The organism is Pararhodonellum marinum (genome assembly GCF_015354735.1).
GTDB lineage: Bacteria > Bacteroidota > Bacteroidia > Cytophagales > Cyclobacteriaceae > Pararhodonellum > Pararhodonellum marinum.
Genome location: NZ_JACEFJ010000013.1, coordinates 49015 through 63505, shown reverse-complemented (window position 1 = coordinate 63505; position 14491 = coordinate 49015). Strand labels below are relative to the sequence as shown.

General features: G+C 38.8%; 13 protein-coding genes. 11 read left to right on the top strand and 2 right to left on the bottom strand.

The window, feature by feature from the left end:
* The first annotated feature begins 153 nt into the window (after positions 1–153).
* From H1A14_RS19185 to H1A14_RS19160, 6 genes are all read left to right on the top strand, one after another.
* A complete protein-coding gene (locus H1A14_RS19185) occupies positions 154–540 on the top strand; it encodes a VOC family protein (protein WP_194777916.1) in 387 nt (128 codons plus the stop codon).
* 2 nt (positions 541–542) lie between these two features.
* Positions 543–935, top strand: a complete 393-nt coding sequence (locus H1A14_RS19180; protein WP_194777915.1) for a hypothetical protein — start codon at positions 543–545, stop codon at positions 933–935.
* A gap of 11 nt (positions 936–946) precedes the next feature.
* Positions 947–1471 carry a DinB family protein gene (locus H1A14_RS19175; RefSeq protein ID WP_194777914.1) on the top strand — a complete coding sequence of 175 codons (525 nt, stop codon included), beginning with the start codon at positions 947–949 and terminating at the stop codon, positions 1469–1471.
* Positions 1472–1834: 363 nt separating this feature from the next.
* A complete protein-coding gene (locus H1A14_RS19170; RefSeq protein WP_194777913.1) occupies positions 1835–2482 on the top strand; it encodes an AAA family ATPase in 648 nt (215 codons plus the stop codon).
* Positions 2483–2555: 73 nt separating this feature from the next.
* Positions 2556–4079: an ArnT family glycosyltransferase gene (locus tag H1A14_RS19165; protein WP_194777912.1), complete on the top strand. Its 1524-nt coding sequence runs from the start codon at positions 2556–2558 to the stop codon at positions 4077–4079.
* A 439-nt stretch (positions 4080–4518) separates the two neighbouring features.
* On the top strand, positions 4519–5313 hold the full coding sequence (locus H1A14_RS19160) for an acetolactate decarboxylase (RefSeq protein ID WP_228527881.1): 795 nt from the start codon (positions 4519–4521) through the stop codon (positions 5311–5313).
* A gap of 100 nt (positions 5314–5413) precedes the next feature.
* Here the strand turns inward: H1A14_RS19160 and H1A14_RS19155 are convergent, their stop codons facing one another.
* Positions 5414–5563: a hypothetical protein gene (locus H1A14_RS19155; RefSeq protein WP_194777911.1), complete on the bottom strand. Its 150-nt coding sequence runs from the start codon at positions 5561–5563 to the stop codon at positions 5414–5416.
* Between the two features lie 230 nt (positions 5564–5793).
* Here H1A14_RS19155 and H1A14_RS19150 point away from each other — a divergent pair, with 230 nt between their 5' ends.
* A complete protein-coding gene (locus H1A14_RS19150; protein WP_194777910.1) occupies positions 5794–6666 on the top strand; it encodes a hypothetical protein in 873 nt (290 codons plus the stop codon).
* A 42-nt stretch (positions 6667–6708) separates the two neighbouring features.
* On the opposite strand, the gene H1A14_RS19145 is transcribed toward H1A14_RS19150, so the two are convergent.
* Positions 6709–7437, bottom strand: a complete 729-nt coding sequence (locus tag H1A14_RS19145) for a GntR family transcriptional regulator (RefSeq protein ID WP_194777909.1) — start codon at positions 7435–7437, stop codon at positions 6709–6711.
* 476 nt (positions 7438–7913) lie between these two features.
* On the opposite strand from H1A14_RS19145, the gene H1A14_RS19140 reads away from it, so the two are divergent.
* The 4 genes from H1A14_RS19140 to H1A14_RS19125 all read left to right on the top strand — a co-directional run bounded on the left by H1A14_RS19140 (position 7914) and on the right by H1A14_RS19125 (position 14491).
* Positions 7914–10988 (top strand): SusC/RagA family TonB-linked outer membrane protein, encoded by a 3075-nt coding sequence (locus H1A14_RS19140; protein ID WP_194777908.1) that lies wholly within the window; start codon positions 7914–7916, stop codon positions 10986–10988.
* A 10-nt stretch (positions 10989–10998) separates the two neighbouring features.
* A complete protein-coding gene (locus tag H1A14_RS19135) occupies positions 10999–12474 on the top strand; it encodes a RagB/SusD family nutrient uptake outer membrane protein (protein WP_228527880.1) in 1476 nt (491 codons plus the stop codon).
* Between the two features lie 34 nt (positions 12475–12508).
* Positions 12509–13351 (top strand): hypothetical protein, encoded by an 843-nt coding sequence (locus H1A14_RS19130; protein ID WP_194777907.1) that lies wholly within the window; start codon positions 12509–12511, stop codon positions 13349–13351.
* A 201-nt stretch (positions 13352–13552) separates the two neighbouring features.
* Complete coding sequence (locus H1A14_RS19125; RefSeq protein ID WP_194777906.1) at positions 13553–14491, top strand: ROK family protein; 939 nt, start codon at positions 13553–13555, stop codon at positions 14489–14491.

Below are 14491 nucleotides of genomic sequence, written 5' to 3'. Positions count from 1 at the left end.
GGATGGATATTCCAAACACCAAAAAATTGCCTATTACGCCTTTTTCCTTCATATTAGGTAATGCTGTAAGTGATATAAACTCAATGTGTTCGAGTTATTTACTAGTTAGCGGGCATTGTAACGAAAACCTCAACAAAAAAAACAGACAAGAAAATGAAACAATATAAACCTCGAAATTACAATTCGCTTTCACCCTATCTAATTGTTGACAATGCTCAAAAATTAGTGGACTTATTGACTACTATTTTTGAAGCTAAGACTTTAAGGAGATTTGACCACGAAAACGGGAAAATTTCTCATATCGAATTGAAATTAGATGATTCTGTGATAATGATTAGTGATAGTAATGAAGGTTATGAAGCTAATAAGACAATGCTTCATATTTATGTGCCGAATGTATTCGAGACTTTTAACAAAGCTATTGAGAACGGTTGTGAATTGATTGAAAAACCAGTTAACAAACAAGGCGACCCAGATACAAGGGGTTCTTTCTATGATTTTGCAGGAAATTATTGGGCAGTAAGCACTCAAACCAATTGACAATGAATAACAAAGCAGTAAACTTTAACTACTCGGATTTTGAAGCAGTAAAGAATATTGCTTTAACTTTCCCCGATACAGAAGAAAGCGTATCCCACGAAGGAACACCATCGGTAAAAGTTCGTGGCAAATTGATGTGCAGACTTCACGACAGTGGAGAATTCATCCCAATACGACTTGACTTCGAACTACGAGACAAATATTTGGACAGTCACCCAGAGATTTTTCATTTGCCCGAGCATTTCAAATCTTATCCATATATCTGTATGTGGATACATAATTACGATAAGAAACTTTTAATGGAAGTCCTTGAACTCAGTTGGAAAGGGCTTGCAACCAAGAAACGATTAAAAGAATTTGAAGAAAGGAAGACAACGACCAATTCAGTAAATTAAAAGGGCAAAATATGGACGAATCAACAAAAGCAATAGTGTGGAACCAATTTGGTGCAAGCATTGATATGCTTATCAATGTGGTTTCAAATTGCCCCGTCAACTATTTAGAACAAAATCGGAGATTTTATTATATCGCTTTTCACAGTGCAATATTTTTGGACTACTATTTGACAATTCCGCCAAAAGATTTTAAGCCGATACTTGATTTTACTCATAAGGACGAGAAAGACAAACCAAAGGAGGCTATTGATGATTTAATCCCCAAAAAAATTTATAACAAGCAAGAAATTGTGGAATACCTTAGACAAAGTCGTGAAAAATGTAAACAACTTATTTACTCATTGACGTACGAAAATCAAAATAAAAGATTTAAAGAAGGAAACGAACCAAATGATATGGATTATCCTGTTTTAGAGATTTTGCTTTACAATATGAGACATACCCAACATCATACAGCACAATTGAATATGCTATTAAGGCAAGATATAGACAAACATTTGGAATGGTCATTTAGAGCGGGAGACATGCAAATATGAAGATTATGAGCGTAGGAGAAGAAAAACAACGACCCGCTAACATTTAGCCCACTAGAGAAAAGCCCCAGAAAAAAAGCCCTGATTGATGCTTTCATTTTTCAGGGCTTTTTATGGATATAGAATTTGTTTTTTAGGGACCCATGAATGCTTTGCATTTGTCTAGGCTGTTGATTGACATCCGCATGGTGAAACGGCTGCTAGGTGGATGAGTATGCCAGCTGATAGACATCTATGTTTTTTGGTTCGTTTGATAAGCTGGTTTATGGTAAATAATTTCTATTTTGGACATAAAATCCCCTACCCGGTGATTGGGGTTTTTAAACTTTAAAATGTCCTGGTAATTTTGGCAAAACAGCTAAGACAATGAAACTTCATATTTTTGGAGCATCAGGGAGTGGGGTAACAACGTTAGGAAAATTTTTGGCTAAAAAATTAGGCTTGAAATATTTTGACAGTGATGACTATTTTTGGATTAAAACAGAACCACCTTTCACCCAAAGACGAGATCCAAACGAAAGAAACCATCTTATTGCCAAAGATATAAGTGAAATAGAAAATTGGATATTGGGCGGTTCAATCATTAATTGGGGAGAAAATTTTTTCCCAGATTTTGACTTAATAATATTTCTATACCTACCAAATGAAATAAGAATTGAAAGGCTTAAAAAACGTGAATTAGAAAGATATGGTGACACCATATACACAGATCCAAAAAGAGCAAAACAATTTACTGAATTTATTGCCTGGGCAACAGATTATGACCACAACACAGGACTTGCTAACAGAACTTTAGATGCTCACAATACTTGGTTAGCACAGGCCAAAAATCCTGTCTTGAAAATTATTGGAAACAAAACATTGGACGAGAAACTAAATCTAATATTGGACGAACTAGTAAATAAAAAGATAGTGACACTTGACAAAAGACGAGAACTACAGCATCTATCCAAAAGTGATGGTTCAATGGTTCAAACAAGCTTTTTGAACCTATCAAAGTTTGGGCTTGGTTGACAGTGAAGTAATCTAAAATCGCAACCTTAGGGTAGTTGAATCATGTTAGCAATAATTTTAGAATCGAAACCATATGATAAAGAAAACTTTGATTTTAACAGGATTCATTGTTCTAAAATTTATATTGCAATACATTCTGATTAGCCCTGCATATGATTTACAGCGAGATGAGTACCTTTATCTTGATCAGGCAAATCATTTGGCATTTGGATATTTGTCCGTTCCGCCCGTTACTTCTTGGATATCATATATAATTAAGTTTTTGGGCAATTCAGTATTTTGGATTAAATTTTTCCCTGCATTTTTTGGATCCATGACAATTTTAGTGGTTTGGAAAACCATTGAAGAACTTAGGGGAAATTTATTTGCATTAACCTTGGGAGCTACCTGCGTACTGTTTTCCATTTTGTTAAGACTCAATACGCTTTACCAGCCCAATTCATTGGACGTGCTATGTTGGACAGCTTTTTATTTTGTTGTCATCAAGTATATCAATACGGAAAAACCCAAATGGCTTTATGTAGGCGCTGTAGTGTTAGCCATTGGTTTCCTGAACAAGTACAATATTGTATTTTTGCTTATCGGGCTATTTCCTGCCTTTATGATGACAGCGCAACGTAAACTGTTGTTAAACAAAAATTTTTTAATTGCAATATCATTGTTCCTGTTATTGATTCTACCCAATCTGATTTGGCAATACAATAATCAGTTCCCTGTTTTTAATCATCTGAGAGAATTGTCCGAACTTCAATTGGTAAATGTCAACAGATGGGATTTCTTAAAGTCACAATTGCTGTTTTTTACGGGTTCACTGTTTGTAATCATTTCAGCATTAATTGCTTTATGGTCTTATGAACCCTATGGAAAGTACAGGCCATTTTTTTGGTCAATCATTTTTACACTTATCGTATTCATGTATTTTAGGGCAAAGGACTATTATGCGGTTGGCATTTATCCGATTTATATTGCTTTTGGAGCTGTTTATCTGGCGGACTTATTTGAAAGACGTCGGATAAAAATCTTACAACCAATTGCCATTGCGGTTCCCATATTGTTTTTCATCCCGATGTACCATGTAGCCTTTCCCAATAAAAGTCCTGAATACTTTGCTGAAAATGGACAAAGATTGAAGACTTTGGGCTTACTACGTTGGGAGGATGGAAATGACTATGAATTGCCTCAGGATTATGCAGATATGTTAGGATGGAAAGAGTTGGCATACAAAGTTGATAAAGTTTACTCAAGTCTTCCTAACCAGGAAATGACCCTAATTCTTTGCGATAATTATGGACAAGCCGGTGCGATAAATTATTATTCAACCCAAGGAATAAGAGCAGTGTCTTTCAATGCAGATTACATCAACTGGTTTAACCTTGACCAAGAATATATTAACCTCATAAGAATCAAGAGGTCTTCAGAAAGAGAAATGGAATGGGAAAAAACAAGTCCTTATTTCCATACCGCACTGATCGCAGACTCAGTAACCAATCATTTTGCACGTGAATACGGAACAACCATTTTTGCATTTATCGATACCAAGGTTGATATTAATGAAAGAATAAAAATCGAGATAGAAGAAGTCAAAAACTTTCGCTAAACAGCACCCGAGAAACCATGGGGCGAACAGTGGATTCAGAAAGGTTTGTCACTTCATGGCTGTCTGTGTCACGGACGGATAGGACAGTATTTTGAAATCCCCACATTTCTAAGCTGGAAACCGTCAGAATGTCTAAAAACCCTGCTCAAGAGGAGATTAAATTTCGCACTTCAACTATGGGAAATATAGGGTGATATTTTTAAAGGCTACTTTGAAAATCCACCTATACTGCTCTCTGATATTTTAGGGTTGCTGAATTTTCATTTTTCAGTTTTCCGCTTAAATCCAAGGTAACAGAGCTATATTTAGCCTGTAATCAACGGAGGTTTTTGAATAACCGACGTTAGTCAGAATGCTAAGACGGCAACTCAAACGATAGAGTAGCAAACAAAAAACAGGGAACACACAGCGCATAATCATACCGAAAGAACCCACAAACATGACCACCATTCCAAACTCGGGGAAGCTGTACATGCTTCATTGTTTCAAGACAAGTAAAAAAAACAAAACGAAAAAAATGAATTTCCAAAAAGCGCTTCTCGGTCTGACTATTTTGACTTTAACAAATTGCATAAACAAGGCCCAACATTCAACAAACGAAGTAAAAATTGTTGGAGAGATGAAAAAAGTAATGTTGAAAGGACAACTTTATGGAAACATTAACCTTGATACCATTGCCAACAAGACAAATTTATACGGACTTGGACCAGTCGAATACCTAGCAGGAGAAATCATAATTATAGACGGTAAATCTTATAAATCAACAGTTGTTTCAGACAAGACAATGAAAATTGAAGAAACTTATGACATTAAAGCCCCATTTTTTGGCTACGCCAACATTTCCAAGTGGAAAGAGCAGTTCCTACCCGATAGCATTCAGACAATTAAACAACTAGAAATATATCTCGACGAAGTGACTAAAAATCTAACTCGACCTTATATGTTTAAAATGGACGGAATAGTTGAACAGGCGACAATCCATATCGTGAATTTACCGGAAGGTTCAAAAGTTAGTTCTCCAGATGAAGCACATAAAGGACAAGTGAATTATCAAGTTAACAATGAACAATCGGAATTAATCGGTTTCTTCTCAACAGATCATAAGGCAATTTTCACACATCACGACACTTATCTCCATATGCACTTAATGACAAATGACCGACAAAAAATGGGACATTTGGACGAAGTGCTGTTTAAAAAAGGAACTGTGAAACTTTACTTGCCAACAGAATGAGATAACAACGAAAACCCGACCCTTGTATATTTATAAGGGCGAGGAGCAAAAAAAATTTGAATGCAAGAATTTGGTATATGAAGTCAGGCAAACTAAATCTTCACCCCATACCCCTCCAAAACCTGCACATCACCCGGGCATCATCCACCAGATCCACTTCGATCAACGTTCGGGTCGTTTTGATTAAAGACTTGATTTCTTTGCGTCTCTGAATCCTGTCAAAAGGAAATGGATCTGGACTGGAAGCCACGATCTTACTTATATGTCAACCAGCACCGCCCGGCACTCGTAAATGGTTTTTTCCTTCAGTCCAGTCGTTGCTAGAGTTTATACTCGCCATATTGGTACTTATTCCAAAAATATCCATTCAGTAGCTCGATTTTTTAAGGCGGCCTTATTTTGGTTTGTTCATACCTTGATTTTTAATAGGATTTTACATTTTAATTTTTGTTTTTGTATTAAAACTACCGCCACCTTCCGATGAAAATTTTCCCAACCCTCGCAACTTTTCTCTTGGCCTTGAACTTGTATGCACAAGATACCAAGATCAGGCTGGTTTCCTTGGAACAGGAACCTTTGGCTTTTGCCAAGGTTTATTTTCTTTCCCAGGATCATTTCACCTCCACCGATGAAAATGGGTACTTTTCTGTCAACCAAAAATTATTTGAAAAGGAAGAACATATCAGGATATCAGGTTTTGGTCTCAATGATACCACTTTTTCCCTGTCTAGTTTAAGGGCAAACAAGACTATTGTCCTCAAGGTAAAGGAAATGGAACTGCCTCAATTTACCCTTTCGGAGAAAGCACTGAAGTCCCTGACCCTGGGCGATACCGCAAGTCCTGTGGAAGACCGAAAGCGTCTAATGAAAACTGTTGATGAAGGTACCTTTATAGATTCGAAATATGTTACTTGGGTCAAACTGCCCAAACGAAGAAAAAAAATCCTTACCAAATTACATTTTTATGTGTCGGATATGGATGGCTTTGTAGAGGAGGAAATTACTTTGAGAATAATTGGTCAAAGAAAAGGTGATTCATTTAAGCCATCGCGTTTATATTCCACTGAGGGCCTTAACGATTTTGCACCGGGTCCCATAAAAATCAAAGTTTCAAAAACCGGCTGGAATGTGGTGGAATTCAAGGAGGAGGTATTATTGGACGAAAATATTGAAGAGGTTTTTTTGGTTTTTGACTTGCTTCGGCCTTCGGAGGTTTTTGCCTTGGCCTACCAAAATGACCGTAAGAAAATCCTGCAAATGGGACTGTATGTTCCTGAAAGTGCTCAAATAGCCCGTTTTGATAAAAATGCCCAATATTTTGCGGTTTCGATTGAAATGTTGGTGGAGAGGTAAGGTCAGCCGATAGCCGAGTAATTCTCACACATAATTGCCAACCTACCGTTTAATATCAATGGTATATTTGAACTGGTCTGCTCTGTAATAGCCTAAATTGTATTCTATAGGCCGATCTCCTGGATCACAGACCAATCTTTTTCTAAATAGAACCGGTTCCCCTGGGAGGAGACCCAGTAATTTGCATAGCTTATTGTTGGCAAGCATGGCAGTTATTTCTTCCTTTGAAACTGCAGGAACGGTATGGTAATCCTTTTCCAAAATATCGTAGAGATGCCCCCTGAAATCCTCACTTCCTGTAAGCCCAACTCTAGGGTGGAAATAGGAAATAAAATAAACGATTGGTCCCTTGTCAAATCCTTTTAAACGTTCAAGCCTCAAAACCTCAGTTTTTTCCTTGATTTGCAAGGCATTGGAGATTTCTTCATCTGCATCTACCCAATTGACATCAATTCGGTAATTGTTAAAGTCCATGCCTTTTTGATGCATCTCTTTAGAAAAACTGAGCCAATTGTCAAGTTTGGTAGAAACACTTTGTTTAATCACTTTGGTGCCTACACCCTTTTTTCTATCTAATAGATTTTCATGGACCAGTTTATTGGTAGCTTGCCGAATGGTGTTCCTGGAAATTCCAAGTTTTTTGGCCAAGTCTACCTCTTTTGGTAAAAGTTTGCCATCTTGATATTCTGGTTCTTTGATCAAATCTCTCAACAGTCCCTCCACTTGGACATGCAAAGGGATGGGGCTTTTATGATCTATCTCTAAGGTCATAACAAAATAATCTATGTCTTTATGTTCAAACAAATATAAAAGAAACTTTTTAAAAATGACTAGTCATTCTCATCTATTCATAAATATTAGGCAGTAAAATTCCCCTAAATTGTATATATATCGCTATTAAAGAAAATTAAATTCTATCGCATTTTTAATATTTAAATTTATTTTTTCTATAATAATTCAGCAAATATTTTAAATAGCAGAAATTTTTTAGGCAGATACTAGTAGTATCTGTATTAATTTTTGTTCTTTCTTGAATTTTAGCGAATTGTTGGTGTCTCTTGTTTGAAAAAATATATCAAGTTTATTTTTGCGAATTATAATTTTTTTTGAAACTTTCGTTTGTTCAAATGTAAGTACATACTAACTTCTCGCTTAGTTTACTAGGATTTACCAATCGTCAGGCGTATTGCTTTCTGAACATTCCAAATACCAGTTAACAAACCCAAAATTTGCAGAGGTCTGATTTTATGAAGAAATCATTGTTGTTTGCGCTGCTGTTCGGCGGGATTTTCCAGGTTTTAATGGCACAGGTCCAGATAAATGGAAAAGTGAGGGATGCCAGTTCAGGTGAATCCTTGCCTGGGGTCAATATCATTGTCAAAAACACCCCTGGAAAAGGGACAATCACCGACATGGACGGGAACTTCAGCTTGGAAACTGAGGGCAACGTGACTTTAGTTTTTTCATTTGTTGGATATATTGCTCAGGAAATTGCAGTCGGTAATAGAAATGTATTGAATATAGATCTTTCTCCTGATCAGTCTCAACTTGACGAAGTAATCGTGATAGGCTATGGTTCAGTTAAAAAGTCTGATTTGACTGGATCCGTGTCCTCAGTACGCTCCGAAGATATCAAAGCCATTCCTGTTGCTTCATTCGATCAGGCCTTACAGGGAAGGGCAGCTGGCGTTCAAGTGGTTACCACCACTGGCGCACCGGGCGGAGAGACCAATATAAGAATCAGAGGAACCAGTTCGATCAATGCGAGCAGTGAGCCTTTGTATGTGATTGATGGCATGTTGATCAACAATGAAGGAGATGAACTGTCAATCGGAGGTAGAGGACCTAGGGTAGGTGCGCTTTCTACCATCAATCCCAATGAGATAGAATCCATAGAAATTTTAAAAGATGCTTCGGCAACCTCCATTTATGGTTCTAGAGGAGCCAATGGGGTAATTTTGATTACTACCAAAAAAGGCAAAGCTGGAAGAAGTGTGGTCAACCTAGAAAGCTACTATGGGGTACAAGAGGTAGCCAATCAACTGGAACTGTTGAATGCCTCCCAATTTGCAACATTGGTCAATGATGCAAACATCAATGCCGGCAGGGCTCCTATATATTTGAATCCGGATCGATTCGGTGAGGGAACCAATTGGCAAAGTGAATTATTTAGGACCGCCCCAATCTCTAATTATCAGCTATCCATTTCAGGAGGTAACGCCAATACCAGGTACGCCATCAGTGGGGGCTATTTCAACCAAGATGGTATCGTCATAGGTTCTGATTTTGAAAGATTTTCTTTCAGGGTAAATTTGGATACCGATGTTTCTGACAGATTAACCATTGGAACCAACTTATCTTACAGCAAGCTTACCTCAAATGGTGTCCTGACCGGACCTGGAACAATCATTCCTGGTGTGATTTCCAATGCCTTGCAATTCAATCCGATTGCGCCTGTCCGAGATCCCAATCAGCCACTTGGTTATACTTTCGAACATCTTCTCAAAGCTGGGATAGCTAATCCAGTAGCAGAGGCTTTGTTATACGAATCCATTACAAATACTTCGAGGTTTTTAGGAAATCTTTCTGCTGACTATAAAATTTTAGAAGGACTCTCTTTCCGTACGAGTATAGGGATTGATGGTCTTTTTACCAAGTCCAATACTTTTGGGCCGGATGGACTGAAAAGAACCGAGGCCTCACTAGGAGAAGCAGGGGTGTCCACCCTACAGGCCTTAACCTGGATCAATACCAATACGATCAATTATGACAAAAAAATCAATGATCGGAGCTCTTTCAATATCTTGGGAGGGTTTGAACTTCAGAGTTTTAGAAACGAAACCCTCAGTGCGTTTGCCTTTGGATTTCCTGATTCCAGAACTGGATGGCACAACTTAGGAGCAGCTGATAATCCTCAAAATCCATTGAACAGTGAGCTGGAATGGAGCATGCTTTCTTATTTGACCAGAATTAATTATTCATTCTCCAATAGATATCTATTCACCCTTTCTGGTAGAATTGACGGATCTTCCAAATTTGCGGAAGGAAATAAATTTGGATATTTTCCCTCCGGTGCATTTGCTTGGATAGTTTCTGAGGAACCATTTATGCAAAACCAATCTGTGTTTACAGACCTTAAAATGAGGGTAAGTTATGGCTGGACTGGTAACCAAGCAATTCCGCCTTACCAATCTCTGGCTTTAGTTGGTCCCTTTGGCGAAGGTGTATTCAATAATTCCAATGTGGTGGTTGATTTTAGGGCTAGAGAACCCCTTTCCTACCCCAACAGGGATCTGAAATGGGAAACAACTGAACAGTCCAACTTAGGAATTGACATGTCTTTTTTGGAAGGCAGAATTAGTGCCACAACAGAAATTTATCTTAAAAATACAAGAGACTTGTTGTTAAGAACGCCGATCCCTTTTACCTCCGGTTTTGGAACCACTTTATTGAACATCGGCAATGTTCAGAACAAAGGATTTGAGTTGGCTATAAATTCTGTGAATATCGATTCAAAACTCAAGTGGAATACGGCCTTTAATTTTTCCATCAACAGAAACAAAGTAACCAATCTTGCCAGTGATGAAGATATTTTCCTGGGCGCAGGAGGCAATATCCTTCGCAAAGGATATCCAATAGGAACCTTTTTCGGATATGTTTTTGACGGGATCTTTCAATCTGCCGACGAAGCTGCGAACAGCCCTGTTCCTGTGGGTCAATCCCCTGGAGCCGGAGATAGAAAATACCGTGATATCAGTGGGCCCAATGGCGTTCCTGATGGCATCATCAATGATTTTGACCGAACGGTAATTGGTACTGCTCAACCTGATTTCACTTGGGGGATCAACAATGAACTGAGGTACAGCAATTTCTCTTTGACCTTCTTTTTCCAAGGTTCCCAAGGTAATCAAATGGTCAACATGAACCGGCTTAATCTGGGAAATGTAAACGGGCAGCAGAATGTATTGGCAGAGGCAGGCTTGAACAGGTGGACACCACAAAATCCAAGCAACGAATACGCGAGAGCTTTGGCCACTTCCACGGACAATTTCTTCTCCTCAAGACTAATCGAAGATGCCTCATACATCCGGCTTAGAAATGTGACTTTGGGGTACAATTTATCTCCGGATCTCCTAAGTCGATTGAAGATTTCAAACCTGAAAATATATGCGAGTGCCACCAACCTCCTGACATTTACCAGTTACAGTGGATACGATCCGGAAGCCAATGCCTACGGAAGTACCACCAATCTTGTGGGGGTGGATGATGGGATTTATCCTCAAGCTAAAATGTTTATCATGGGTTTAAATATTGGGTTTTAATACTTCTGACATGACGATGAAAACCACGCATAAAATAATCTCCAATAAAATAGTTCAACTCGTCATATTCTGGGCGACAGTGGCTTCAATGACCTCTTGTGACGATTTTCTGGTTGAAAACCCAAAAGACAGGGTAGCCCAAAGCAATTTCTATATCAGCGCACAAGATGCTGAATTTGCCATCAATGCCATTTATGGCTATTTGGGCTCCTACTCCGCAGGAAATACAGCAGGGATTTACCATAGTACATTTTGGTATACCATTGGTCTTGCCTCTGACGAAATGAATAACAATCAGCTGGGTACTTTTTGGAATGACGAATTGGCCAATTTTGGGTACAATGCTGAAAACACCAACATGCTTGAAATTTGGGAGGTCCATTACAAATCCATCTTTTTAGCCAACATTGCCATAGAAAGAATTCCATTGATAGAAATGGATTCAAACCAGAAAAACAGGCTAGTTAATGAAGCCAAATTTTTGAGGGGGTTGCTTTATTTCAATCTGGTAAGAATGTATGGCGATATTCCGCTATTGACTACCGAAGAAAGTCCCTTGTATCCCGCATCAGATCCTGCCAGTGAAGTTTACGCTCAGATTATTGCAGATTTAACAGCGGCAGAGGATTTACCTGAAGTGGGTGACATACTAAGAGGCAGGGCGACACGTGGTGCCGCCAAAGCTTTGCTTTCCAAAGTTTACCTTACTTTGGAAGACTACGAAAAAGCATCGGAAAAAGCTTTGGAGGTGATTAACTCCGGAAAATACGGCTTGTGGGATTCCTTTGAAGATGTTTTTAAACTCTCCAGCAGAGGGGGTAAGGAAGCGGTCTTTTCCGTAGGCTTCGGGGATGCAGGTGGTGCGATTTCTTTTTGGGAGGTAGGCCAGTTCAATGTTCGGTTATTGCCCTTGGAATTGACCCGGTCCAGAGCGAAAGTCAACAATACCCACGGTTGGCAGGTGGCTACAGATCACCTTTATAATGACTTTTCTAATGAAGATAGCCGTAAATCAGTAACCTTTATGGCTAACTTCCTCGATGACAATGGAAATCAAGTCAACTTAAGCAAAATTCACATTCGGAAATATTGGGATGAACCCGCAGATCCCACCGCAGGTGGATCATTCAATGATTTTCAAGTCATTCGGTATGCGGAGGTTTTATTGATCTATGCTGAAGCTCAAGCTGCCTTGGGGCAATTTGCCACCGCAAATGAGTATTTGAACAAAGTCAGAACCAGGGCCAACCTTCCGAATGTGGAAATCAATACCCAAGAAGCATTTATTTCGGCGATCATATCCGAAAGACGGAAAGAATTTGTGGCGGAAGGACACAGGTGGTTTGACCTGGTAAGATTGGGCAAATTGGAGGAAAAAGTAAATTTGGCCAAAGGAATCAGTGTCAACCCTATTTACAATCTTTTCCCGATTCCACAAAGGGAAAGAAATGTTAACCCAAATCTTTCTCAGAATCCAGGATATTAAAATTAAATTATTTAACACGTAAAACCCAAAAATTATGAAAACAACTAACAGATTACTCAATTTGCTGGTGTTGGCTTTAGCCTTTCTAGTATTGATATCATGCGGCAGCGATGATCCGGAACCAGACCAATCTGTGACTGTATCTCTGTCAGGGGACGACCTCTCAAATACCAGTCCTGGATTGTACAGTAAAGCGACGGAATCGGGAGAAGAAATTACTGTAACCGTAAACATGCAGTCTGCGGTACCTTTACAGGGCCTTGCGATAAGGAAAACCATCAACAATACAGCCGATTCGGACTTTGGCACCGGTGGAACCCTTTCTGTAGGTCTTTCCGGAACTAGTACAACTTATGAATTCAAATACACTCCAGACACAGATGATGTAGATCAGTTGGTTGGCTTTAATTTTAGAGCCACCAATGCAAACGGAGTAACATCCGAGTCGGATATGGTTTTAGTGGTGACACTATCTCCTATAGATAACCTTACGCGAAGAAGATGGAATCTCACTTCTGTTTTCCATGTGAACGAGAATGAAGAAGGAATCAGAGATTGCCAAAAAGACAACTCCATGTTGCTGAATGAAGATGGAACCATTGTGGTGGATTTTGGGGAAGATACCGGAACTGGAGACTGTGTATTCGATGGCTTTGATGTCTATACCATTTGGTATTTGACAGAAGAGGGGGATGATTTATATTTCAACAGAGAAAGTGTTGGATTATTTGACCCTGAAACCACCAAAGTGGAAACCTTTAAGATCAATGAATTAACAACAGAAAGGATCAAGATGGAACACACGATTGATCTGACAGATTTTGGAGCTAGTGCTGAGGAAACTTTTGAATATACCTATGTAGCATCACCCAGATAATTTCTGGTTTAACCCAAAAACAATTGGCACCATTTCAATTTAATCTTGAAATGGTGCCTTATTAACATCCATGTTTTGTGAATTTCCATTAGGGTAAGTTTAAACTTTATCCATTGGAGGGTCATGCTTTTTGCATCGATTAGGTTACACAAGGTTTATTTTGGATACCGAAATCTTTTGTTCAAGAAAAAAGAAAGAATAATGAACATTGTCGCAGATCTGGGAGGAACTAGGATCAAGATTGGTTTGATCAAGGATGGCTCCATTCTAAAGTCCACCCTAATTGATGCTATCCCTGGTAAATCAATCGAAAATTGTCTCGACTTGATTTCCCGATCAGCCAAGCAACTTCTGCTCGAATTGGCCATTTCAAAAAAAGATATTGGAGGGATTGGTTTGTCTTTTCCCGGAATTGTGGACAGTAAAAAGAAACTTGTTATTTCAGATTATGTGAAATACAAAAATGCCCAAAATTTTGATTTCAATCACTGGGCAAAGGAGAAATGGGGAGTACCATTGGCCTTAGAAAATGATGCCAAAGCAGCCCTACTGGGAGAATGGAAACATGGTGCGGGAATTAATTACGAAAATGTTGTTTTGCTAACCTTCGGAACCGGAATAGGCAGCGCAGTACTAATGAATGGACAGTTATTGAATGGGGCAAATTTTATGGCCGGAAACCTTGGAGGCCATATGACCATAAACCTTCATGGTCCCCTTTGCAATTGTGGGAGTTTAGGCTGTTTAGAAGCGGAAGCCTCCACCTGGAGCTTACCTTCTATCTTGAAACAAAATAGCCAGTTTGAAACCAGCTTACTTTCAAAAATGGATATTTTGGATTTTAAGTCCCTTTTTGAAGCAGCAGAGCTCAAGGATCCCCTTGCCTTAGAAGTGAAGGAAAACTGCCTGAAAGCATGGGGTCTGAGTGTGGTCAACATGATTCATGCCTTCGATCCCGACATAATCATATTCGGGGGAGGTGTCATGCAAAACTATCTGAAAATCATCCCTTACATAGAAAAAATAGTCCAAAAACATGCCTGGAAACCAGCCTCTAACCACGTAAAACTTGTAAAGGCTTCCCAATTTGATTATGCCGCATTATTTGGACTGAACTATCTACTTGAAAAAAATACATAA